General features: G+C 71.4%; 23 protein-coding genes. 12 read left to right on the top strand and 11 right to left on the bottom strand.

Features of this window, described 5'->3' with window-relative positions; genetic code table 11:
- Genes ACZ39I_RS12260 through ACZ39I_RS12250 form a run of 3 tightly spaced genes read right to left on the bottom strand, consistent with a single transcriptional unit; the run spans position 1 to position 1,293 of the window.
- The gene (locus ACZ39I_RS12260; RefSeq protein ID WP_467244450.1) at positions 1-393 is read right to left on the bottom strand and encodes a hypothetical protein; all 393 of its coding nucleotides are present in this window, start codon (positions 391-393) and stop codon (positions 1-3) included.
- A 50-nt stretch (positions 394-443) separates the two neighbouring features.
- Entirely contained in the window at positions 444-890 is a 447-nt protein-coding gene (locus ACZ39I_RS12255) for a DUF2752 domain-containing protein (protein WP_467244449.1), read from the bottom strand.
- On the bottom strand, positions 862-1,293 hold the full coding sequence (locus ACZ39I_RS12250) for a TM2 domain-containing protein (protein ID WP_467244448.1): 432 nt from the start codon (positions 1,291-1,293) through the stop codon (positions 862-864). Before ACZ39I_RS12250 ends, ACZ39I_RS12255 begins: the two co-directional genes overlap by 29 nt.
- A gap of 125 nt (positions 1,294-1,418) precedes the next feature.
- On the opposite strand from ACZ39I_RS12250, the gene ACZ39I_RS12245 reads away from it, so the two are divergent.
- From ACZ39I_RS12245 to ACZ39I_RS12230, 4 genes are all read left to right on the top strand, one after another.
- The gene (locus tag ACZ39I_RS12245; protein WP_467244447.1) at positions 1,419-1,829 is read left to right on the top strand and encodes a VOC family protein; all 411 of its coding nucleotides are present in this window, start codon (positions 1,419-1,421) and stop codon (positions 1,827-1,829) included.
- 117 nt (positions 1,830-1,946) lie between these two features.
- On the top strand, positions 1,947-2,342 hold the full coding sequence (locus ACZ39I_RS12240; protein ID WP_393600419.1) for a hypothetical protein: 396 nt from the start codon (positions 1,947-1,949) through the stop codon (positions 2,340-2,342).
- On the top strand, positions 2,339-2,860 hold the full coding sequence (locus tag ACZ39I_RS12235) for a thiol-disulfide oxidoreductase DCC family protein (RefSeq protein WP_467244446.1): 522 nt from the start codon (positions 2,339-2,341) through the stop codon (positions 2,858-2,860). Before ACZ39I_RS12240 ends, ACZ39I_RS12235 begins: the two co-directional genes overlap by 4 nt.
- Positions 2,861-2,871: 11 nt before the next feature.
- On the top strand, positions 2,872-3,624 hold the full coding sequence (locus ACZ39I_RS12230) for a TetR/AcrR family transcriptional regulator (protein ID WP_467244445.1): 753 nt from the start codon (positions 2,872-2,874) through the stop codon (positions 3,622-3,624).
- A 5-nt stretch (positions 3,625-3,629) separates the two neighbouring features.
- On the opposite strand, the gene ACZ39I_RS12225 is transcribed toward ACZ39I_RS12230, so the two are convergent.
- Entirely contained in the window at positions 3,630-6,038 is a 2,409-nt protein-coding gene (locus ACZ39I_RS12225) for an MMPL family transporter (RefSeq protein WP_467245095.1), read from the bottom strand.
- Between the two features lie 163 nt (positions 6,039-6,201).
- Between ACZ39I_RS12225 and ACZ39I_RS12220 the strand changes: the two genes are divergently transcribed.
- Entirely contained in the window at positions 6,202-6,915 is a 714-nt protein-coding gene (locus ACZ39I_RS12220; RefSeq protein ID WP_467244444.1) for a response regulator transcription factor, read from the top strand.
- Positions 6,912-8,366, top strand: coding sequence for a sensor histidine kinase (locus ACZ39I_RS12215; protein WP_467244443.1), 1,455 nt, complete (start codon positions 6,912-6,914; stop codon positions 8,364-8,366). The genes ACZ39I_RS12220 and ACZ39I_RS12215 overlap by 4 nt, the downstream gene beginning before the upstream one ends.
- Before the next feature lie 212 nt (positions 8,367-8,578).
- Here ACZ39I_RS12215 and ACZ39I_RS12210 read toward each other — a convergent pair whose 3' ends face one another.
- The 4 genes from ACZ39I_RS12210 to ACZ39I_RS12195 form a co-directional block, all read right to left on the bottom strand.
- Positions 8,579-8,977 (bottom strand): ATP-binding protein, encoded by a 399-nt coding sequence (locus tag ACZ39I_RS12210; RefSeq protein WP_467244442.1) that lies wholly within the window; start codon positions 8,975-8,977, stop codon positions 8,579-8,581.
- Positions 8,978-9,099: 122 nt separating this feature from the next.
- Positions 9,100-10,656 (bottom strand): ABC transporter substrate-binding protein, encoded by a 1,557-nt coding sequence (locus ACZ39I_RS12205; protein ID WP_467244441.1) that lies wholly within the window; start codon positions 10,654-10,656, stop codon positions 9,100-9,102.
- A gap of 194 nt (positions 10,657-10,850) precedes the next feature.
- Positions 10,851-12,137 carry a metallophosphoesterase gene (locus tag ACZ39I_RS12200; protein WP_467244440.1) on the bottom strand — a complete coding sequence of 429 codons (1,287 nt, stop codon included), beginning with the start codon at positions 12,135-12,137 and terminating at the stop codon, positions 10,851-10,853.
- Between the two features lie 6 nt (positions 12,138-12,143).
- Positions 12,144-12,404, bottom strand: a complete 261-nt coding sequence (locus tag ACZ39I_RS12195; RefSeq protein ID WP_352389107.1) for an SCO4848 family membrane protein — start codon at positions 12,402-12,404, stop codon at positions 12,144-12,146.
- 91 nt (positions 12,405-12,495) lie between these two features.
- On the opposite strand from ACZ39I_RS12195, the gene ACZ39I_RS12190 reads away from it, so the two are divergent.
- Positions 12,496-13,791 (top strand): D-alanyl-D-alanine carboxypeptidase family protein, encoded by a 1,296-nt coding sequence (locus ACZ39I_RS12190; RefSeq protein ID WP_467244439.1) that lies wholly within the window; start codon positions 12,496-12,498, stop codon positions 13,789-13,791.
- Here the strand turns inward: ACZ39I_RS12190 and ACZ39I_RS12185 are convergent.
- A complete protein-coding gene (locus ACZ39I_RS12185; RefSeq protein WP_467244438.1) occupies positions 13,736-14,647 on the bottom strand; it encodes a YihY/virulence factor BrkB family protein in 912 nt (303 codons plus the stop codon). The two genes, ACZ39I_RS12190 and ACZ39I_RS12185, sit on opposite strands and share 56 nt — an antisense overlap.
- Before the next feature lie 168 nt (positions 14,648-14,815).
- On the opposite strand from ACZ39I_RS12185, the gene ACZ39I_RS12180 reads away from it, so the two are divergent.
- Positions 14,816-16,207, top strand: coding sequence for an FAD-binding oxidoreductase (locus ACZ39I_RS12180; protein WP_467244437.1), 1,392 nt, complete (start codon positions 14,816-14,818; stop codon positions 16,205-16,207).
- A gap of 47 nt (positions 16,208-16,254) precedes the next feature.
- A complete protein-coding gene (locus ACZ39I_RS12175; protein ID WP_467244436.1) occupies positions 16,255-17,010 on the top strand; it encodes a decaprenylphospho-beta-D-erythro-pentofuranosid-2-ulose 2-reductase in 756 nt (251 codons plus the stop codon).
- A 27-nt stretch (positions 17,011-17,037) separates the two neighbouring features.
- On the opposite strand, the gene ACZ39I_RS12170 is transcribed toward ACZ39I_RS12175, so the two are convergent.
- Positions 17,038-17,622 (bottom strand): 2'-5' RNA ligase family protein, encoded by a 585-nt coding sequence (locus tag ACZ39I_RS12170; protein WP_467244435.1) that lies wholly within the window; start codon positions 17,620-17,622, stop codon positions 17,038-17,040.
- 185 nt (positions 17,623-17,807) lie between these two features.
- Entirely contained in the window at positions 17,808-18,821 is a 1,014-nt protein-coding gene (gene trpS, locus ACZ39I_RS12165) for a tryptophan--tRNA ligase (RefSeq protein WP_352389113.1), read from the bottom strand.
- 142 nt (positions 18,822-18,963) lie between these two features.
- Between trpS and ACZ39I_RS12160 the strand changes: the two genes are divergently transcribed.
- The 3 genes from ACZ39I_RS12160 to ACZ39I_RS12150 all read left to right on the top strand — a co-directional run bounded on the left by ACZ39I_RS12160 (position 18,964) and on the right by ACZ39I_RS12150 (position 21,343).
- On the top strand, positions 18,964-19,524 hold the full coding sequence (locus tag ACZ39I_RS12160; protein WP_352389114.1) for an RNA polymerase sigma factor: 561 nt from the start codon (positions 18,964-18,966) through the stop codon (positions 19,522-19,524).
- Positions 19,511-20,455 (top strand): hypothetical protein, encoded by a 945-nt coding sequence (locus ACZ39I_RS12155; protein WP_467244434.1) that lies wholly within the window; start codon positions 19,511-19,513, stop codon positions 20,453-20,455. The genes ACZ39I_RS12160 and ACZ39I_RS12155 overlap by 14 nt, the downstream gene beginning before the upstream one ends.
- Positions 20,456-20,698: 243 nt before the next feature.
- Positions 20,699-21,343, top strand: coding sequence for a hypothetical protein (locus tag ACZ39I_RS12150; RefSeq protein ID WP_467245094.1), 645 nt, complete (start codon positions 20,699-20,701; stop codon positions 21,341-21,343).
- Positions 21,344-21,349 lie beyond the last annotated feature (6 nt).

Genomic DNA, 21,349 nt, shown 5'->3' with positions numbered 1-21,349 from the left:
TCAGCCACCCACCAGTGGGACGAGCTTCAGGAACGTCACCTCGGTGCCGACCACGAGGTCGATCTCCTCGTCGAGCTCGGTCACCTGACGGTCGCCGACCAGAACCAGGAAGCCGTTGCCCGAGAATGCCTTGAGGGCGAGCTCGGTCTGGGTCTCGGGGTCCATGCGGCGGGGCGTGCGCAACGCGGAGCCGTTCAGCACGCGTTCGGTGTCGTCGGGCTGGACCAGGCCCTGAAAGACGGCGGGCGTGCGCGCGTTGTACTCGGCGACCTCCTGGAAGACCCGGCGGCGGATCAACTCGCGCACGGCGAGCCGCTCCTCGGCGATCTCCAGACCCCAGCCGTCGCTACGGCTCCCGCTTGTCGTCTCGTCGACGAACGTCACGATTCCCATGCCGAAGACAGTACGAGGCAGCACTGACAACGGGCCCGGACGACAGTGGGCTAGACGAGGTTGCGAGCCACCGTCCAGGCCACGGCCACCGCGAGGACGGCCACCTGCGCCCGCGGACTCAGCGTGGGGCGCCAGCGGCGGCCGTGCAGGCCCGCCCACGCCCAGCGGCCCAGCAGGACGAGGGCGTACGGCGAGGCGAGCAGCAGGGCCCGGTTGTCCAGCCATGCCTCGGCGAGGTGGCCGTGCATCAGGTCGTACACCATGCGGGTGCCACCGCAGGCCGGGCACAGCAGGCCGGTGAGCATGCGGAACGGGCACTGCGGCAGGACGTGACCGGGCTCGTGCGGGTCGGTGCGGTAGAGGTACACGGCACCGGCGGCTCCCGCGGCGAGCACCGCCGAGGGTGCCGTCGCGGGGTGGCGGAGGGGGGAACGCCGTACGGGCACCGGGGGATCGGTCCCCCGCGCCCTAGCTGCGGAGGATCCGGCCTTGTTCATCGGTGTGGTCGTTCCCGGTGAGCAGGAGGATGCCGTCGATCAGCGACCAGACGCCGAGCCCTCCGCAGGTGAAGAGCTGTGCGAGCCCCATGCCGACGTTGCCCAGGTAGAAGCGTCCCACGCCGAAGCCGCCGAGGGTGAGCTGGAGGATGCCCGCGATGACCTTCGACTTGTCGGAGTACGGCCGCCCGTACGGGTCATAGCCGTAGGGGGCGTCGGGGTCTCCGGTGTACGTCCCCGGGGGCGGCGGGTAGTAGCCCGGCGGGGGGAACCCGGGAGGCGGGTACCCCGGCTGCTGATAGCCCGGCGGCGGGTAGCCCGGCTGGGGGCCCGGTGGCGGATACCCCGGCTGCTGTGGGCCCGACTGGGGGTCCGGCTGTTCCTGACCCTGCTGTTCGCTCAAGGGAGACTGCTCCTGGGGACCGAAGCGGGAGGACCCGCGAAAAGACGACAATGCGCCCGGTCATCATGCCCGACGACACCGCGTCGCAGAAGCCCGTTTCCGCACCCCCGGCTTAACCTGACGGTATGTCAGATGACCAGTCGTACGAACTGCTCGGATTCGACAACGTACTGCTGCCCGTCGGGGACCTCGACGAGGCGCTCTCCTTCTACGAGCGCGCGGGCTTCACGGTGGGTTTCCGGCTCGACGAGGCCGGGATCGCGCTGCTGAAGGTGGGCGGCGAGACGCCCGGGATCCTGCTCCGGCAGGAGGAGGGGCTGGGGCACCGGCCGCCGCCGTGGCCCGCCACACGCGTGTGGCTGGAGGTACCGGACGCCAGGGCCGCCGCCCGGGAGTTGCGCACGGCCGGCGTCGAACTGCTCGACGAGCCCTTCTCCGTGGCCACCGGCTGGACCGTCGAGGTCGCCGACCCGTGGGGGAACGTCCTCGGGCTCACCGACTACACCAAGCGTCCGGAGCTCGCCCGACGCGCCTGAGGCGCGGCACGCGCACACGTGACGCAGACCGCTTCGCCAGCGAGTTGAACACGTTCAAAATCAGGTCTACTGTCTCCCCTGTCAGCGTTTTGAACGCGTTCAAGAAGGGGGAGGCGCATGGACCGCACGGTCGTCGCCTACGTCATCTACCTCGTCGTCAGCATCGCCCTGACCGTCTGGGTGGCCCGCACGCTCAGCAGGAACGGACGGATCTTCCTCGCCGACGTGCTGCGCGGCAACGAGAAGCTCGCCGAGGCCGTCAACCACCTCCTGGTGGTCGGCTTCTATCTCGTGAACCTCGGGTTCGTCGCGCTGTACCTCAGCGGCGACGGCACGATCGAGGACACGCGCGGTGTCTTCGAGGCCCTGTCCACCAAGGTGGGCGTGGTGCTGCTGGTGCTCGGCGTGATGCACCTGGCCAACGTGTACGTCCTCAACCGGATCCGCAGGCGGGGCGCCATGGAGCGGGAGCAGGTGCCGCCGGTTGCGCCGCAGGACTGGGTCCGGGCGTGACGGGCCCGGCAGCCCCGGGCGGCACGGCGGACCGCACCCCGGTCCGCCGGCTCACCGTCCTGTACGACGCCGGCTGCTCGCTGTGCGCCTTCCTGCGCGACTGGCTCGTACGGCAGCCGCAACTGGTGCCACTGGAGATGGTGCCGGCCGGGTCGGAGGAGGCCAGGCGGAGGTATCCCGGGCTCGATCACCGCGCCACCCTGGAGGAGATCACCGTCGTCGGCGACGCCGGGCAGGTCTACCGCGACACCGCGGCCTGGATCGTGACCCTGTGGGCGCTGCGCGAGCACCGGCCGCTCGCCCACTGGCTCAGCACCCCCTCCGGGGCGCGGCTCGCGAAGGGCGCGGTGCTCGCCGCCGCCAAGTGGCGGGGCGCCCAGTGGCGGGGCGCCCCGCGGCAGGAGGGCCGGTGGGACGGCAAGGTGTACCGCCGGGCGGACGGCTGGACGTACGAGGCTGGCCGGGGCTGGGCCCACACCGCACCGGGGTGCGACGGTGGCGGCTGCGCCACTGGTTAGGCTCTCTTCCCGTGCCTGCGAACAACGAAGGGCCCGACGAGGGCGGTACCACCGGCAAGTCCGAGCCGACGAGCAAGTCCGAACAGACTCGCGCGCTGATCCTGGAGACGGCCATGCGGCTGTTCCGGGAGCGGGGGTACGACAAAACCACCATGCGGGCCATCGCCCAGGAGGCCGGCGTCTCCGTCGGCAACGCGTACTACTACTTCGCGGGCAAGGAACACCTGATCCAGGGCTTCTACGACCGGATCGCCGCCGATCACCGGGTGGCGGTCCGGGAGCTCCTGGCCCGGGAGAGCGACCTGGAGGCCCGGCTCGCGGGGGTCCTGAAGATCTGGCTGGACATCGCGCGGCCGTACCACGAGTTCGCGGTGCAGTTCTTCAAGAACGCCGCCGACCCCGACAGCCCGCTCAGTCCCTTCTCGCCGGAGTCGGAGCACGCGCGCGTGGAGGCCATCGCCGTACACCGCGAGGTGCTCCGGGGCGCGACGCGGACGAAGGTGCCCGAGGAACTCGAGGACATCCTGCCCGAGTTGATGTGGTTGTCCCAGATGGGGCTCGTCCTGTACTGGATCTTCGACCGCACGGAGGGCCGTGAGCGCAGCTACCGGCTCGCGGAGCGCGGTGCCCGGCTCACCGCGAGGGGCGTGTCGCTGGCCCGCTTCCGGGTGCTCAGGCCGCTCGTACGGGAGGTGCACGAGCTGTTCACGGACTTCCTGCCGGGGATGACGAAGGTGATGCCGGACCCCGGCAGGAAGCCGTAGTCACGTCAGTTGACGGCGTCCACCTCACCATCGGCCAGCTCCACGTCGTACACCAGCGGCCCCTCGCCCACGACGACGTGCCGCGCGCGCGAGCCGTACGACGCGGCCGTGGCCGCCAGCAGATACGTTCCCGGCTCCGGCACCGAGACGATGTACGAGCCGTCGGCCAGTGACTCCACCCGGTCCAGTTGCCGGCCCCCGGCCGACAGCAGCGTCACCGCGGCGCCCTCCAGCGGCTCCCCCTCCGTCGTACGGACGAAGCCGTGGACGGCCGATGCCGGGCCGCCGCTCACGGGGGCCTCGGTCGACGCGGCCGCCTCCTCCTTCGGCTCCACCGCCAGGTGCGGCAGCCGCTTCTCCAGCCCCTTGGGCAGCCACCAGTTGGAGTCGCCGAGCAGATGCATCGCCGCCGGCACCAGGGCCGTGCGCAGGATGAAGGCGTCCAGGGCCACGGCGGCCGCGAGGCCCACGCCCGCCATCGCCGCCCCGGAGTCGCCGCTCAGGACGAAGGCCAGGAACACGCAGACCATGATCAGGGCGGCGGAGTTGATCACGCGGCTGGTCTCGGCCAGGCCGACACGGACCGCGCGGGCGTTGTCCTTGGTGTGGACCCATTCCTCGTGCATCCGGCTCACCAGGAACACCTGGTAGTCCATCGAGAGGCCGAACAGCAGGGACAGCATGATGACCGGCAGGAAGGCGTTGATGGGGCCCTCCTTGCCGAGGCTCAGCAGGTCGAGTCCCCAGCCCCACTGGAAGATGGCCACGAGGACGCCGAAGGAGGCAGCCGCCGCGATCAGGTTCATCACGGCGGCGGTCAGCGGCACCACCAGGGACCGGAAGGCGACCAGGAGGAGCAGGAAGCCGAGGCCGATGATGGTCGCGATGAAGAACGGGAGGCGGTCGCCGGTGACCGTCGCGAAGTCCTTGGAGACCGCCGTGACGCCGCCCACGTGGGCCTGCGCCCCGGCCTGTGGGATCACCTCGTCCCGCAGGGTGTCGATGAGCCGGTCGGTCTCCTCGGACTGCGGTGACGTGGTCGGGACGACCTGGATCACCGTCACGCCCCGCGCGGGCGGCAGCGCGGCGACCCGGGCGACCCCCTCCGTGCCCTGGATGCCCTTGACGAGAGCGGTGGCGTCGCCGCCGTCGGCGACCACCTGGAGCGGTCCGTTGAAGCCGGGGCCGAAGCCCTCGGCGAGCAGGTCGTACGCCTTCCTGGTGGTCGTCGTGGTGTCGTCGTTGCCCTGGTCGGTCGCGCCCAGGCGCAGCGACAGCACCGGCAGCGCGAGGACGGCCATGACGGCGAGGGCGAGCACGGCGGTCCGGCGCGGGCGCTTCTGCACGCCCGCCGACCAGCGGGCGGCCAGTCCGCTCGTCCGCTCCGGCTCGGGCCCGGTGGCGGCGAGCCTGCGCCGCTGCCGGCGGCTGAGCACCCGCTTGCCCAGGAGGCCGAGGAGCGCCGGCAGCAGGGTGGTGGCCGCGAGAACGCTGAGCACCACGGTCAGCGAGGTGCCGATGACCACGCCGTCCAGGAAGCGCAGGTTCGTCACCAGCATCCCGGCGAGCGCGATGCACACCGTGCCGCCCGCGAACAGCACGGCGCGGCCCGAGGTGTTGAGGGCGGTGACCGCCGACTCCTCCGGGTCCATGCCGCGCAGGATGCCCTTGCGGTGCCGGGTGACGATGAACAGGGCGTAATCGATGCCGACGCCGAGGCCTATCAGGGTGGCCAGCAGGGGGGCCAGGTCGGGGATGTCGGTGCCGTGGCTGAGCAGCTGCGTCGAGAACAGGCCCATACCGACACCGAAGACGGCGACAGCGAGGGGCAGCAGCATCGCGTAGAGCGAGCCGAAGGCCAGGAACAGTACGACGGCCGCCGCCACGATGCCGACCATCTCCGCGAGACCGGTGGGCGGCTCCTGCACCCGCTGGATCGCCTGCCCGCCCAACTCGACCTGCAGTCCGGCGCGTTCGGCGCCCTGTGCGGTGTCGACGACGTCCTGGACCAGTTCCTTGGGTACGGCGTTCGCCTGGTCGGTGAAGGTGATCTGGGCGTAGGCGATCCGTCCGTCACCGCTGATCTGGGCCGCGCCCGCCTTGTAGGGGCTGGTCACGCCGCCGACGCCCTCCATGCCGGCGATCTTGTCGAGTGCGGGCTGGACGCGGGACCGCACGGCCTGGTCCCGTACCGATCCCTCGTCGACCTTCCACACCACCGTGTCGGTGTCGCCCGCGCTCTGCGGGAACGCCTTCTCCATCAGGTCGTACGCGCGCTTGGAGTCCGTGTTCGGGAGGGAGAAGACGTTCGCGTAGTCCGTGCCCGCCGTCGAGGCCGAAAAGCCCAGGCCGAACAACGCCCCCACCCACAGCAACAGGACCACCAGCCGGTGCCGGTAACACCACCGTGCCAATGCCGCCACGCTCAACAGCTCCTCACTCGGTCGGTTGGTCCCCCAGGTCCTGCGCAACAGATTCGACGGCGCCGCGCGCGCGTGGGGGCCGCACACCATGACTCACAAGGAACTCCAAAGCAGAAGCCGAGCGGTTGTCAGTGGGCCCGTCGATACTGGGGGCATGGCTGGGGACATGGCTGGGGGAGAGACGAAGAGTCCGGGGACCGTGCTGGTGGTGGAGGACGAGGAGAGCATCGCCGACGTCCTCGCCATCGCCCTGCGCTACCACCGGTTCGAGGTGATGGTCGCGGGGTCCGTCCGCGAGGCGCTCGCGCTCACCGACCGCACCCGTCCGGACGCGGCCCTGCTCGACGTCATGCTGCCCGACGGCGACGGCCGCGCCCTCGGCCGTGAACTGCGCGAGCGGCGGCCCGACCTGGCGCTGGTCTTCCTCACCGCGCGGGACTCCCCCGCCGAGATCGTCGGCGCCCTCGGCTTCGGCGACGACTACATCACCAAGCCGTTCAACATCGACGAGGTCGTCGCCCGGATCACCGCGGTCCTGCGCCGCACCCGCCCCGCCGACGTCCTCCCGCAGCGCCCGCCGCTGCGCTACGGCGACCTGGAGCTGGACGAGACGACGTACTCGGTGCACCGCGACGGCCGCACTGTCGAGCTCACCCCCACCGAGTACGCGCTGCTGCGCTTCCTGGTGCGCAACGGCGGCCGGATCGTCCCCAAGGAGCAACTCCTGCGCCACGTCTGGCAGTACGAGCACACCCCGCCCGAGTCGACCGTCGTGGAGACCTACATCAGCTATCTGCGGCGCAAGCTGGACGCCCTGGGCCCGCCGGTGATCACCACCCGGCGGGGTGTCGGGTACGGGCTGGCATGAGGTTCCGCCTGCCCCGTCGCCGGCACGGCATCCACTCGCTGCGCGGCAAGCTGACGCTGGCCAACGTGGTGCTGCTCGCGATCGGCATCGTCGCGGCGACCGCCGTGAGCGTGATGGGCATGCGGTACTACCTGCTCGACCAGATCGACAGCCAGCTCCTCAAGACCCGCGACTCCCTGGCCGGTTCGCAGCTCACCCTGCGGGAGATCGACTCGCTGACCATGCTGAGCTTCGTCCGCGACCGGCTCATACCCGCCCAGCAGGACGACGACCACACGGCCGAGACCGTCTTCGCGGCCGTCGACGTCCGGGGCGAGCCGATCGGGATCCTCGGCTTCGCTCCGACCGAGTCCCAGCGGGGCCTCGCGAAGGCGGCTGGCGATCCGCGCGCGCTCGCCGCCGACTCCGAGCCGCACGACGTCGCCATGGACGGCTCCACCTACCGCGCCACGGCGGCCCGGCTCGGCGACGGCAGTTACGCGCTGCTCGCCGCGCCCACCGACGTCCTGCACCAGGGCGTCGCCAAGGCCGTCAAGCTCGATCTCGCGATCGGCAGCCTGCTGCTCGCCCTGCTGGCCTGTCTGACGATGTTCAGCGTCCGGCGCCGGATGCGGCCGCTGGAGGACATGGTGGAGACCTCGTCGGCGATCGCCGAGGGCGATCTGACCCGGCGCATCCCCTCCAGCTGCGAGACCACCCTGGAGGTCGAGCAGCTGCGGGTCGCCCTCAACTCCATGCTCCACCAGGTCGAGTCGGCGTACCGCACGCGCGAGCGCAGCGCGGCCCAGCTGCGCAGCTTCGTCGCCGACGCCTCGCACGAGCTGCGCACCCCGCTGTCCGCGATCCGCGGCTACCTCCAGCTGTACGACAAGGGCATGCTCTCCGAGCCGGACGAGCGCAAGCGGGCCTGGGCGCGGGTCCTGGCGGAGACCGACCGGATGGGGCGGCTCGTCGACGAGCTGCTCACCCTCGCCCGCCTCGACCAGCAGCCCGAACTGCGGTTCAGGAACGTCGACGTGAGCCGGCTGGTGCGGGACGTGGCCGAGGATCTGCGGGTGCAGCAGCCCGACCGGCCCGTCGAGGTCGCCGCCGAGGGCTCCGTGCTGGTGCGGGCCGACGAGTCGGGGCTCAGGCAGGTCCTGGGCAACCTGGTGGGCAACGTGCGCACGCACACGCCCGCCGACGTGCCGGTGCGACTGGGAGTGGAGCGCGAGGACGGGGTCGTACGGCTGTGTGTCGCCGACGACGGTCCGGGGCTGTCGGCGCAGGACGCGGCCCGTGTCTTCGACCGGTTCTTCCGGGTCGGCAGCGGCGCGGGCAGCGGCCTGGGCCTGGCGATCGTGCAGGGGGTGGTGCGGGCCCACGGCGGCGAGGTGGCGGTGTGCACGGCCCCGGGCGAGGGGCTGGCGGTGACGGTCACCCTGCCGGTGCGGACATCCACGAGGCAGTGACTCGAAACGCACGTCCGCCGTCCGCTCAGACCGCGGCCCCGTGTCTCCGACCGGTTCTTCCGCGTCGGCGGCGCGGGCAGCGGCCTGGGCCTCGCGATCGCGGCGAGGTGGCGGTGTGCACGGCCCCGGGCGAGGGGCTGGCGGTGACGGTCACCCTGCCGGTGCGGGCGCCGACGGGGCAGTGACTCGACGCCGTACGTCCTGCCGTCCGCTCAGTCGGCCATCACCAGAGCCCACACGGTCTTGCCGTACCGGCCCCGGCTCCACACCCCCCAGGCGGTGGCGACGTTCTCCACCAGGTGCAGGCCCCGGCCGGCCTCCTCGGACTGGCCGACCACCCGCAGCCGGGGCTCCAGCCGGCCCTCGTCGGAGACCTCTATGAGGCAGGAGCCGTCCGCGAGGGCGGTCACCGCGACCTCGAACTCCCGCTCCAGGAGCGGCCCGTGGCGTACCACGTTGGTGGCCAGCTCGGACACCAGCAGGACCGCGTCGGCCAGCGCCGGATCATCCGTTCCGTGTCCCCAGTCGGCCAGATGATCACGGACCCGGCGCCGGGCGAGACCGACGGAAGCCGGATGCCGGGGCAGCCGGAAGGAGTTGCGTCTCAGCACGTCTGCTCCTCATCCCGCGCACACCTCCGTCACATGGTGCTGCGTCGAGTGGTTGCCCGGCGTCACGGGGGCCAATGCCGGTTTCACACGGACGCGTCGGATACGGCGCGATGACGGCGGGGTCAGATCCAGCTGAGGCGCCAGAGCCGGAAGACCCCGGTGCCGTCCGAGAGGTACTGGCCGCCACCGACGTCCTCGGTGGTCACGACGTAGTCCTTGGCCTGCCACAGCGGGATCACCGGGATGTCGTGGGCGATCGACGCCTGGACCTCGCGGAAGTCCTGCTCGGCCTCGCCGCGGTCGGCGTAGCGCTGACTGTCCTGGATCAGGTGGTCGACCTCGTTGCTGCTGTAGCCGGTGTTCATGGTGCCGTCGGTGCCGACCAGCGGGGAGCCGTAGGTGTCCGGGTCGGGGTAGTCGGCCACCCAGCCGACCGCGTAGGCGTCCAGCTTCCCGGTCGCCCAGCGCTTTTGGAAGTCGGTCCACTCGTAACCCTTGAGGGTCACCTTGAACAGGCCGCTCGCCTCCAGCTGCTTCTTCAGCTCCTTGGCCTCCGCGACGGCGGAACCGCTGTTCAGGCCGTAGCCGTAGGTGAAGCTGACCGGGGTGCTCACGCCGGCCTCGGTGAGCAGGGCGCGTGCCTTCTCGACGCTCGGCTCCGGGTAGGCGTCGAAGAACGACGTGGTGTGGCCGGTGATGCCGGCCGGGATCAGCGAGTAGAGCGGGTCGACGGTCCCCTCGTACACCGAGGCGGCCAGCTGCTCGCGGTTGATCAGCCAGGCCATGGCCTGACGCACCTTGACGGCGTGCAGCGGCCTGCCCGCACGGGTGTTGAGGTAGAGGTTGCGGACCTCGGAGCTGTCGGCCTCCGAGACGCGCTGGCCGGGGTCGCTCGGGTTCAGCGCGGCGAGCACGCCGGGCGGCAGCTGGCGGTAGGCGACGTCGATCCGCTTCGCCTTCCAGGCACTGTTCAGCTTGGCCGAGTCGCCGTAGTAGTCGAGTTCGACGGGGCGCCCGGTGCTGCTGATCTCGCCCTTGTAGTCGCCGTTGGGCGCGAGGACCGCCTTCTTGCCCTTGGTGTACGACGTCAGCTCGTACGGCCCGGTGCCGTCGACGCCGTTGTCCTTGCGCAGGGAGTTCGCGGGGTACTTGGTGCTGTCGACGATGGCGCCGGCTCCCGTGGCCACCTTGAACGGGAAGGTGGCGTCGGGCGAGGACAGCCGGAAGGTGACCGTCCGGCCGCTGGCACCGACCGACTCCAGGGTGTCCAGCAGGGCGGCCGGACCGACGTCGGAGTTGATCTTCTTGACCCGGTCGAAGGAGTACTTGACGTCCTCCGCGGTCATCTCGCGACCGCTCGGGAACGTGAGCCCCTCGCGCAGCACACAGCGGTACGTACGCAGATCACTGCCCTCGAAGCCACAGCTCTCGGCCGCGTCGGGCACGGGCGTGACACTGCCCGGCTCGAAGGCGAGCAGTGACTGGAAGACATTGTTGAACAGCGCCCAGGAACCGGCGTCATAGGCGCCGGCCGGATCGAGCGAGGTGACCTCGTCGGTCGTCCCCACCTTGATCGCCTTGCCGGCGCTCCCCTCTGCGGGGAGCAGCTGCCAGCCCCCTACTCCCACGACCCCCAGAACGAGCAGCGTCGCGAGAATCCGCGTGCGAACCGACCGCATCGGTTTGCCCTCCCCGGACCCCTGCGGGTCCCAGTGCACATGCCACCCCTAGTGGCGCGGATCACCTAATCACAGGTGTTTCACCTGGGGGAAGAGGGATTTGTGGAGTTGGGCAAGACGTTACCGCAAGGCATTTCGGCCATGTTTCACAGGCCTCCCACAGAGTCTCCCGAGGAAGATCCTTCAGGCGTTGTTCAGGCCTGCTTCGACGCCAGTTCGATCACCGTGATGTCCGACGGGGCGCCCACGCGGGTGGGCGGGCCCCAGGCGCCGGCGCCGCGGCTGACGTAGAGCTGGGTGTCGCCGTAGCGCTCCAGACCGGCGACGGTCGGGTTCGCGAGCTCCGCGACGAGGTTGCCGGGCCAGAGCTGGCCGCCGTGGGTGTGGCCGGAGAGCTGGAGGTCGACGCCGTGCTCGACCGCGTCGTGGATCTGGACCGGCTGGTGGGCGAGGAGCACGCACGCGCGTGCCGTGTCCCGGTCACCGAGGGCCTTGGCGAAGTCGGGGCCCTGGCCCTCGCTCTCGCCCGCGATGTCGTTGACGCCGGCGAGGTCGAACCAGGCCAGTTCGGTGCGGTCGTTCTCCAGCGGGCGCAGACCGAGCCGCCGTACCTCCTCGACCCACTGCTCGGCGCCGGAGAAGTACTCGTGGTTGCCGGTGACGAAGAACGAGCCGTGCCGTGCCTCGAGCCGGGCCAGCGGGGCGGCGGCCGGGCCGAGGTCCTTCACGCTGCCGTCGACCAGGTCGCCGACGACCGTGATCAGGTCGGGCCGGGTGGAGTTGATGGTGTCGACGACCTTCTGGGCGAACCCGCGGCCGAGCACCGGGCTCAGATGGATGTCGCTGACCACCGCGATCCGGTAGCCGTGCGCCGCGCGCGGGAGCTTCGCCAGCGGCACGGTGACCCGCTTGACCCTGGGGCCGCGCAGGACGCCGTAGGTGCCCTGGCCGACGGTCCCCACGGCGGCCGCGGCGGCGGCTCCGGCGACGACCCGGGAGACGAACAGGCGGCGGGAGGGGGCGGTGACGAGGGTGGAGCCACCGGGTTCCCGCGGCTCCTCGGACGCCGGCCCGCCCTCGCCCGGCTCCCGCGGCTTCTCGCCCGGCGCTCCCGCCGGCACCCGCTCCGGCTGCGGTACGGCGGCCACGGCCGGCTCCCCGCGCCCGTCCCGGCGTTCGAGGAGACGGCGCAGCAGGGGCCGTACGACCTCTCCCGCCACGACCGCGAGCAGCAGGTAGATCGACAGGGCCAGCCACAGGAAGCCGGGCCACGCGAGCACGCGCTGGAGCCAGAAGGGGGCGCCGGTGCGCTCCGCGACCAGAGCGGCGACCGCCAGCACCCAGCCACCCCCGATGAGCACCGCGCCCGCGCGGCGGACCCGGCCGGGGCCTTCGGTGGTGTCGCGGAACAGGCGACGCCACAGGTACCAGTTGGCCGTCACGAGGACGGTGAGGGCGAGCAGTGCGAAGACGATGACCACGGTCTGCTAACTCTCGGGGGTCGGCTGTGAGTTCCGGCGCAGTACGCGCACCGAACGCAACCCGATGAGCCCGACGACCGTCCCCAGTACGAAGGAGACGACAGCCAGCAGCAGGTGCACCCAGAAGTAGCCCGTCGGGTCGCCCGCGTCGTCGAACGCGAGCCCGCTGGCGTCCTTGACGAGGTTCTTGACGAAAGTGATCCAGATGATCCAGCTCCACACCCCGAAGGCGAGCAGGAACCAGGAGACGGGGCGGCTGAGCTTCATGGGTCCAGTATCGCGGTCCGTTGGCCGGTTCGGTGGCCGGGGTGAGGAGGGCGCCGGGACTTCACCGTCCGCGGCATGTACGTTCCTGAGCGTGTCCGCACCCCACAAGAAGACCGCCGGGCGATCCCTGCTGGTCACCTCCGCCGCCCTGTCGTCCCTCGCGCTGACCGCGCCCGTCGCCCTCGCGGCTCCCCATCCGTCACCGAGCGCGTCCCCGAGCGCCACTCCCCCGGCGCGCATGTCGACCGTGGGCGGCGCGCGGCTCGGGCAGGCGGGCACACAGGTCAATCTCGCGAGCGGGGTCCCGGTGCTGCCCAAGGACATCACCGCGCGCTCCTGGATCGTCACCGACGCCGAGTCCGGCGATGTGCTGGCCTCGCACAACGCGCACTGGCGGCTGCCCCCCGCGAGCACCATGAAGATGCTCTTCGCGGACACCGTGCTGCCGAAGTTCCCCAAGACCGGGAAGCACAAGGTCGTCCCCTCCGACCTGGCGGGCATGGGCGCCGGCTCCAGCCTGGTCGGGATAAAGGAGGGCGAGACGTACACGGTCCACGATCTGTGGCTCGGTGTTTTCCTTCGCTCCGGCAACGACGCGGTGCGTGTCCTGTCGGCGATGAACAACGGCGTCGCCAAGACCGTCCAGGAGATGAACGAGCACGCCGAGGAGCTCCAGGCCCTCGACACGCATGTGGTCAGCCCCGACGGCTACGACGCCCCCGGCCAGGTCTCCTCGGCCTACGACCTGACCCTGTTCGCCCGCTCCGGGCTGCAGAAGAAGGACTTCCGCGAGTACTGCTCGACGGTCACCGCGAAGTTCCCCGGCGAGTCGAAGAAGGACAAGAAGGGCAAGCTCGTCCGCAAGCCCTTCGAGATCCAGAACACCAACCGGCTGCTGAGCGGCGACTACGACATCGCGCAGTACCAGGGCATCGCAGGTGTGAAGAACGGCAACACCACCAATGCCGGCGCCACCTTCACGGGCGTCGCCGAGCGCAGTGGCCGGGTGCTGCTCGTCACCGTCATGAACCCGTCGAAGGAAGACCACAACGAGGTCTACAAGGAGACTGCGAAGCTCTTCGACTGGGGCTTCAAGGCGGCCGGCAAGGTGCAGCCGGTGGGTGAGCTGGTGCCGCCCAAGGGCGCCGCGCAGCCGGGGACCTCCGGTGAGGCCGGGGGCGGTTCCGGCGGCTCCGGGGAGTCCGCGGGTCAGGGAGCTTCGGCGAAGCCGGTCGCGTCGGCCACGGCCGACGGCGGCTCCCGCGGCATGGGGACCGCCTTCGCGATCGCCGGCGGACTCGTCGTGCTGCTCGCGGGCGCCGCGTTCCTCGTCAACCGCCGCTGGCCGCTGCCGGATCTGGTACGTCGTCGCTCGCCCCGTCCGTGAGCTCCTGCTCCTTGCTCCCCGTCGCCGTCCACGCGGCGCAGAACAGCACCAGTTTCGCCGTGAAGTTGATCCACAGCAGCAGGGCGACGGGGACGCCGAACGCGCCGTACATGCTCTTCGTCGCCACGCCCTGCATATAGCCGCTCAGCAGCAGCTTCAGCAGTTCGAAGCCGACCGCGCCGGTCAGCGCGGCGACGAACAGCCGGCGGCGCGTCGGCTCCACCCCGGGCAGCAGGGTCAGCACGTACAGCAGGAGCAGGAAGTCGGCGAGTACGGCGATGACGAACGCGGCGACGCGCAGCAGGGCCCGGCCCGCGCCGCCCTCCTGGAGGCCGAGCTCGCCGCCGATCCAGTCGACCAGCGCGGAGGCGACGGTCGAGATGGCGAGCGTGACCAGGACGGCGCCGCCGAGTCCGACCAGGATGCCCAGGTCCTTGCCCTTGCGCAGGACCGGGTTCTCCTCCTCGTCGGGCAGCTCCCACACCGCGCGCAGACACTCGCGCATCCACCCGGCCCAGCCGATGCCGGTGAACAGCAGGGCGGCCGCGGCGATGAGGCCGACGGTGCCGGCGTTCTGCACCAGGTCGCCGATGTTCAGCTGGTCGGAGATGCCGGGGACCTGGTCGGCGATCTTGTCCTGGAGGTCGTTCTGCTGCTCCGTGCTGAGCGTGGCGGCGGCGATCGCGGCGGCCACGGTGAGCAGCGGGAACAGCGCGACGAAGCTGGAGAACGTCATCGCCGCGGCCAGCCGGGTCCACTTCACCCGGTCCAGCCGCTCGTACGACCGCCACGCGTGCGTGGCCGTCAGGCGCACCCAGAGCGGCCCGACGACGGGGAGTCTCTTCAGCCAGTCCATGAGCGGATCTTGCCCTCCGTGCGGAAGACCGATGTGTGAGTACCCCTTCGAACCTCCCCCGTACTGAACTCCGGCCATATTGAGCGACATCCCATTAATCACCCATTCCGAGTAGGGAGATGAGGTTTATGAGCTGATTGCCCCTATAGCGGCGATACGGTCACCGGCATGTCTGCCGACACCGTTCCCGTCACGGGATGGGGCCGCACCGCCCCCACCGCGACCCGTCCGATCCGCCTGCGGAGCTACGAGGAGGCCGTGGCCGCCGTCCGGGACCGCGAGGCCCGCGGCGGCATCCCGAGGGGCCTGGGGCGGGCCTGCGGGGACGCGGCGCAGAACGCCGGCGGCGTGGTGTTCGACATGACCGCTCTGAACCGCGTCCACGCGATCGACGCCGAGGGCGGCACCGTGCTGTGCGACGCGGGCGTCTCCCTGCACCGGCTCATGGAGGTGCTGCTGCCCCTGGGCTGGTTCGTGCCGGTGACGCCCGGCACGGGCTACGTCACGGTCGGCGGCGCGATCGGCGCGGACGTCCACGGCAGGAATCACCATGTGTCCGGCTCCTTCTCCCGCCATGTGCTGTCCTTCGAACTCCTCACCGCCGACGGCGCGATCCGCACCGTACGCCGCGGCACGCCCCTGTTCGACGCGACCACCGGCGGCATGGGTCTGACCGGGATGATCCTCACCGCGACGGTCCAGCTCCAGCCGGTCGAGACCTCGCTGATGGCGGTCGACACCGAACGCGCGCGGGACCTCGACGACCTGATGGTCCGTCTGACCACCGGGGATCGCGGTTACCGCTACTCGGTCGCCTGGATCGACCTGCTGGCCCGCGGGGCGGCGACGGGGCGGGCGGTGCTGACCCGGGGCGACCACGCCTCGCTGGAGGCGCTGGAGACGGCGGGGCAGCTGGAGGCGGCGGGGCCGCTCGCCGGGGGCTCACGCGCGCGTAGAGACGCGCCGGCCTTTCGTCCCCCACGCTTCCCGGGCCCGCCCGCCTTCCTTCCCGAGGGCCTGGTCAACCGCATGACCGTGGGGCTGTTCAACGAGCTCCGGTACCGGAAGGCGCCCCGCGCGCGTACCGGCCGGCTGCAGAGGATCTCCGCCTTCTTCCACCCGCTGGACGGCGTGCCCCACTGGAACCGGGTCTACGGCCGCGGCGGCTTCGTGCGGTACCAGTTCGCCGTCGGGCACGGCCAGGAGGAGGCGCTGCGCCGGATCGTGCGGCGGGTCGGCGGACAGCGGTGCCCGTCCTTCCTCGCCGTCCTCAAGCGGTTCGGGGACGCCGATCCCGGATGGCTCTCCTTCCCGGTGCCCGGCTGGACCCTGGCCCTGGACGTCCCGGCCGGCCTGCCGGGCCTCGGCGCACTCCTCGACGAGCTGGACGAGGTGGTGGCCGCGGCCGGCGGGCGGGTCTGCCTGGCCGAGGACTCCCGCCTGCGGCCGGAGCTGCTCGCCGCGATGTACCCGCGCCTCGACGACTTCCGCGCGCTGCGCGCGCAGCTGGATCCGCGCGGGGTGTTCACCTCCGACCTGTCCCGCCGTCTCACCCTCTGAGTCCTCTGAGTCCTCTGAAGATCCCCGGCCCTCCCAAGGAGCTGCTCGTGAAGGACGCCTTCGGCATCCCTCAGTCCCTGCTCGTCCTCGGCGGTACGTCCGAGATCGCGCTGGCCACCGTCCGCCGTCTCGTCGTCCGTCGCACCCGCACGGTGTGGCTGGCGGGACGTCCGTCCCCCGCCCTGGAGTCGGCCGCCACGCAATTGCGCTCTCTGGGGGCCGAGGTCCACACCGTCGCCTTCGACGCGCTGGACCCCGAGTCCCACGAGGCGGTGCTCGGGAAGGTGTTCGCCGAGGGCGACGTCGACATGGTGCTGCTCGCCTTCGGGATCCTCGGCGACCAGGCCCACGACGAACGGGAGCCGGTCGCCGCGGTGCGGGTGGCGCAGACCAACTACACGGGCGCCGTCTCGGCCGGTCTGGTGTCCGCGCGCGCGTTGCAGACCCAGGGGCACGGTTCGCTCGTCGTGCTCTCCTCGGTCGCCGGCGAGCGCGCCCGCCGCGCCGACTTCATCTACGGCTCCAGCAAGGCCGGCCTCGACGTCTTCGCCCAGGGGCTCGGCGACGCCCTGCACGGCACGGGCGTGCACGTGATGGTCGTACGGCCGGGGTTCGTGCGGTCGAGGATGACGGCCGGTCTGGAGGAGGCGCCTTTCGCGACCACTCCGGAGGCCGTCGCGACGGCGATCGAGCTGGGTCTGCGGCGCCGCTCGGAGACGGTGTGGGTGCCCGGAGTGCTGCGGGTGGTGATGGTGGCGGTGCGGCATGTCCCGCGGGCGGTGTTCCGGCGGCTGCCGCTGTAACTGCGGTTACAGCGGCTTTACCAGGAGTTACAGCTGGCTCGTGGGCAGGGAGCCGCGCTCCACGTGCCCCGCCTGCGGCGGTACGACCGATCTACCGAAGGCGAACTCGCGCAGCTTGCGCCACACCCCGTCGGCGCCCTGCTCGTAGAGCGCGAAGCCGGTGCAGGGCCACTCGGCCTCGAAGTCGGCGAGCTCCTCGAAGGCGCGGTCCATGGCCGCCTCGTCGATGCCGTGGGCCACGGTGACGTGCGGGTGGTACGGGAACTGGAGTTCCCGCGCGACCGGCCCCGAGGCGTCACGGACCTGCTTCTGGAGCCAGGTGCAGGCCTCGGCCCCTTGGGCGATCTGGACGAAGACGACGGGTGACAGCGGCCGGAAGGTGCCGGTGCCGGACAGCTTCATCGGGAACGGCCGGCCCGCCGCGGCGACCTCGGTGAGGTGCGCCTCGATGGCGGTCAGCGCGGTGTCCTGGACCTCTGTGGGCGGCAGCAGCGTGACATGGGTGGGGATGCCGTGAGCCGCGGCGTCGCCGAAGCCCGCGCGCCGCTCCTGGAGCAGGCTGCCGTGAGGCTCCGGGACCGCGATCGACACACCGATCGTTACGGTCCCCACGTCGTCTCCTGTTCGTCCCTGTCGCCCTGTCGGATTCGTTCCCGGCCGTCCGCCTATCGACTGTACGGCCACGGCTGTGCTGTGGGCAGGCGCAGGCATAGTGATGTGCAGCGCTCTGTCCGGTGGTGCGGGTGTGCGGTGGTACGCCCGGTGCCCGCGGCCGGTGCCGACGGGCCGGGCGGCGATCAGTGCTTGGCGGGCAGGAAGCCGACCTTCTCGTACGTCTGGGAGAGGGTCTCCGCGGCGACCGCGCGCGCCTTCTCCGCGCCCTTGGCCAGGATCGAGTCCAGCGTCTCCGGGTCGTCCAGGTACTGCTGGGTCCGCTCCCGGAACGGCGTCACGAAGTCGACGACGATCTCGGCGAGGTCCGTCTTGAGCGCGCCGTAGAGCTTGCCCTCGTACTGCTGCTCCAGCTCCGGGACGCCGGTGCCGGTCAGGGTCGAATAGATGGTGAGCAGGTTGCTGACGCCCGGCTTGTTCTCGGCGTCGTAGCGGATGACGGTGTCGGTGTCCGTGACCGCGCTCTTGACCTTCTTGGCGGTGGCCTTCGGCTCGTCGAGGAGGTTGATGAGGCCCTTCGGCGTGGACGCCGACTTGCTCATCTTGATCGACGGGTCCTGGAGGTCGTAGATCTTCGCCGTCTCCTTGAGGATGTACGGCTTCGGGATCGTGAAGGTCTCGCCGAAGCGGCCGTTGAAGCGGGCGGCGAGGTCGCGGGTCAGCTCGACGTGCTGACGCTGGTCCTCGCCGACCGGGACCTCGTTGGCCTGGTAGAGCAGGATGTCCGCGACCTGGAGGATCGGGTAGGTGAACAGCCCGACGCTCGCGCTGTCGGCGCCCTGCCGGGCGGACTTGTCCTTGAACTGGGTCATGCGGGAGGCCTCGCCGAAGCCGGTGAGGCAGTTCATGACCCAGGCGAGCTGGGCGTGCTCGGGGACGTGGCTCTGGACGAAGAGCGTGCAGCGCTCCGGGTCGAGGCCCGCGGCGAGGAGCTGGGCCGCGGCCAGGCGGGTGTTGGCCGTGAGCTCCTTCGGGTCCTGCGGAACCGTGATCGCGTGCAGGTCGACGACCATGTAGAACGCGTCGTGGGTCTCCTGCAGGGCCACCCACTGGCGGACGGCGCCGAGGTAGTTGCCGAGGTGGAACGAGCCTGCGGTGGGCTGGATTCCGGAGAGCACGCGGGGTCGGTCTGAAGCCATGCTCACCATTCTCTCAGGTGCCGGGGGGCGATCCGGAACCAACCGGAAACAGATGTGCCACGGGTGGGAACCGATTCCGTCCGGGCGGTGTATCCATCGTGTGAGGACGCGGGAGGGGGGCCGCATCGTCGATGAGGCCGCGGTGATCGCACGCGTACGCGCCGGGGATCCGGAGGCGTACGCGGAGCTGGTGCGGGCCCATACCGGCCTGGCGATGCGAGCGGCCACCGCGCTCGGGGCGGGTGCGGACGCGGAGGACGTGGTGCAGCAGGCCTTCGTCAAGGCGTACTGCTCGCTGGGCCGCTTCAGGGAGGGCTCGGCTTTCAAGCCGTGGTTCATGTCCATCGTGGCCAATGAGACGAGGAACACAGTGCGCACGGCGGCACGCCAGCGCACCCTCGTCGGTCGCGAGGCGGCCTTCGCGGAGGCCGAGCCGCTGATACCGGAATCAGCGGACCCGGCGGTCGCGGCCGTGGAGATAGAGCGCCGCGCCGCACTGGAGTCCGCGCTGGAGAGGCTGAGCGAGGAACACCGGCTGGTCGTCACCTACCGCTATCTGCTGGAGATGGACGAGTCCGAGACGGCCCAGGCCCTGGGCTGGCCCCGGGGGACGGTGAAGTCCCGTCTGAACCGCGCGCTGCGCAAGCTCGGCAAGCTGCTGCCCGATGTCGAGCCCCGGGAAGGGGGTGATGAGCGTGGGTGAGCCCTACGACGGTGAGCCCTACGACGGTGAGGGCGCCGACGGGAGCGCGCGGGAGCGCGCGTCCCGGCTGCCCGAGGAGCTGCGGGCGCTCGGGCGTTCGCTGGACGCGCCGGGTGTGGGTAGGTCCGAGTCGATGGTGGAGCGGGTGCTGGAGCAGATACTCGCCGAGCGGCTGCCGGTGCCGGTGGCCCAGGCGCCGGGCCCCGGTGAGCGGCTGCGGGCGGTGCGGCGGTGGACGCGGGCGCGGTGGCGTTCGCTGGCCGCGAGCCTGTGCGGGCTGCTGGCGGTCCTCGCGCTCACACCTCCGGTGCGGGCGGCCGTCCTGGACTGGTTCGACTTCGGCGGGGTCGAGGTGCGGTACGACCCCTCGGCGGTGCCCTCACCGGGGGCCGAGGTGCCCGGTTGTGGGCGCTCGGTGTCGCTGGGACAGGCCGAGCGGCGGGCGGGGTTCGAGCCACTGGTGCCGGCCACGCTCGGCGCTCCGGACGTGGTCACGGTGACGGCCGAGCCGCGGGGGCGGTCCCTGGTGAGCCTGTGCTGGCGTGAGCGGGGGCACACCGTCCGGCTGGACGAGTACCCGGCCCGTCTGGACATCGGCTTCACCAAGAGTGTGCGGGAGCAGCCGGAGTGGCTCTCGCTGCGCGGGAACTCCTCGGACCCCTCGGACCTCGAAGCGGTCAAGGACACGGCTCTGTGGTTTCCGCGACCGCACCTGCTGAGTTTCTGGCTGGTGGACGCGGCGGGCTCCCACTACACCCGCGAGCAGCGCACCGCCGGGCCGACGCTGCTGTGGACGCACGGGTCGGACGTCCTGGACGTGCCGGAGGTGACGCTGCGGCTGGAGGGGGTCGCGTCGAAGGCGCGGGCCGTGGAGATCGCGCGGTCCCTCGGCGGGCCCGGGAGCGAGGGCGCCGGGAAGCCCTCGGATTAGTGCGGGCGAGGTGGGAACCCCTCCGGGCCGGGCGGTGTACCAGAAGTGACACGCGGCTCGCTGCGCGGAAGCCGGGGTCGCGGCAGGACATGAGTGATGGGTGACGAAAGGAGGCGCTGGCGAGCTTGGGGAAGCGTGGGTGCGTCGATCGAGGGGACGACAGTGCGGAACACACTGGCAAAACTGCGGCTCGGGCCGCGCAGGGCAATCGCGGTGCTCGCACCGGCGGTGGCGGCGGTGACCGTGCTCGCGGCGCCCGCGGCCGACGCGGCGCCACCGCCGGCGCGGGAGGCGGGCCTGGACAGGCCCGACCTGGCGATGGTCGTCACCGGAGGCTCGGGGCGGACGAAGGCCGTGCGTGCCGACGAGCCCTACTTCACGCGCCTGTGGGAGTTGCTGCAGCCCACGTACACGGGCACGGAGCGGGTCTCGGACGAATGGGGGGAGGGCCAGTATCCGCCGGTGCGGTTCACCGTGGTCTGGGGGCTGACGGGGGTGGGCGGCTGGCCCCAGACGGATGCGCCGCCGGGTGGTGATGTGGCGGTGGCGCGGCAGGACCAGCTCTTCCTGGCCGGGGACGGCACGCCGTGGGTGCGCTCGGATCCGGCGCCGGAGCAGGAGGACGACGACATTCGCTGGCACCGGGCGCCCCGGGCCGTGTTCGACCGGCTGGACCGGGCGGGCCTCGCGGGCGGTGCCGGTCAGGGGCCGGGCGAGGGTGCCAAGGGTTCGTCCGGTCCGGAGCGTGGCGTGTGGTGGGCGGTACCGGGGCTCGTCGTGGGATTCGCCGCGGGGGCCGGCGGCACGCGGCTGATACGCCGCGCGGCGGCCGGGCCAGGAGCCGGACCGCCGCGGGACGAACCACGTCAGGAACTCATCGATCTCTAGGAGTCG

The organism is Streptomyces sp. NPDC024687, assembly GCF_055559055.1.
This window is presented reverse-complemented; position numbering and strand designations above follow the sequence as displayed.

Coding starts and splice junctions, on each gene's coding strand:
- ACZ39I_RS12260 (WP_467244450.1), bottom strand. CDS start 393: ATGGGAATCGTGACGTTCGTCGACGAGACGACAAGCGGGAGCCGTAGC.
- ACZ39I_RS12255 (WP_467244449.1), bottom strand. CDS start 890: ATGAACAAGGCCGGATCCTCCGCAGCTAGGGCGCGGGGGACCGATCCC.
- ACZ39I_RS12245 (WP_467244447.1), top strand. CDS start 1,419: ATGTCAGATGACCAGTCGTACGAACTGCTCGGATTCGACAACGTACTG.
- ACZ39I_RS12240 (WP_393600419.1), top strand. CDS start 1,947: ATGGACCGCACGGTCGTCGCCTACGTCATCTACCTCGTCGTCAGCATC.
- ACZ39I_RS12220 (WP_467244444.1), top strand. CDS start 6,202: ATGGCTGGGGACATGGCTGGGGGAGAGACGAAGAGTCCGGGGACCGTG.
- ACZ39I_RS12215 (WP_467244443.1), top strand. CDS start 6,912: ATGAGGTTCCGCCTGCCCCGTCGCCGGCACGGCATCCACTCGCTGCGC.
- ACZ39I_RS12205 (WP_467244441.1), bottom strand. CDS start 10,656: ATGCGGTCGGTTCGCACGCGGATTCTCGCGACGCTGCTCGTTCTGGGG.
- ACZ39I_RS12195 (WP_352389107.1), bottom strand. CDS start 12,404: ATGAAGCTCAGCCGCCCCGTCTCCTGGTTCCTGCTCGCCTTCGGGGTG.
- ACZ39I_RS12185 (WP_467244438.1), bottom strand. CDS start 14,647: ATGGACTGGCTGAAGAGACTCCCCGTCGTCGGGCCGCTCTGGGTGCGC.
- ACZ39I_RS12180 (WP_467244437.1), top strand. CDS start 14,816: ATGTCTGCCGACACCGTTCCCGTCACGGGATGGGGCCGCACCGCCCCC.
- trpS (WP_352389113.1), bottom strand. CDS start 18,821: ATGGCTTCAGACCGACCCCGCGTGCTCTCCGGAATCCAGCCCACCGCA.
- ACZ39I_RS12155 (WP_467244434.1), top strand. CDS start 19,511: ATGAGCGTGGGTGAGCCCTACGACGGTGAGCCCTACGACGGTGAGGGC.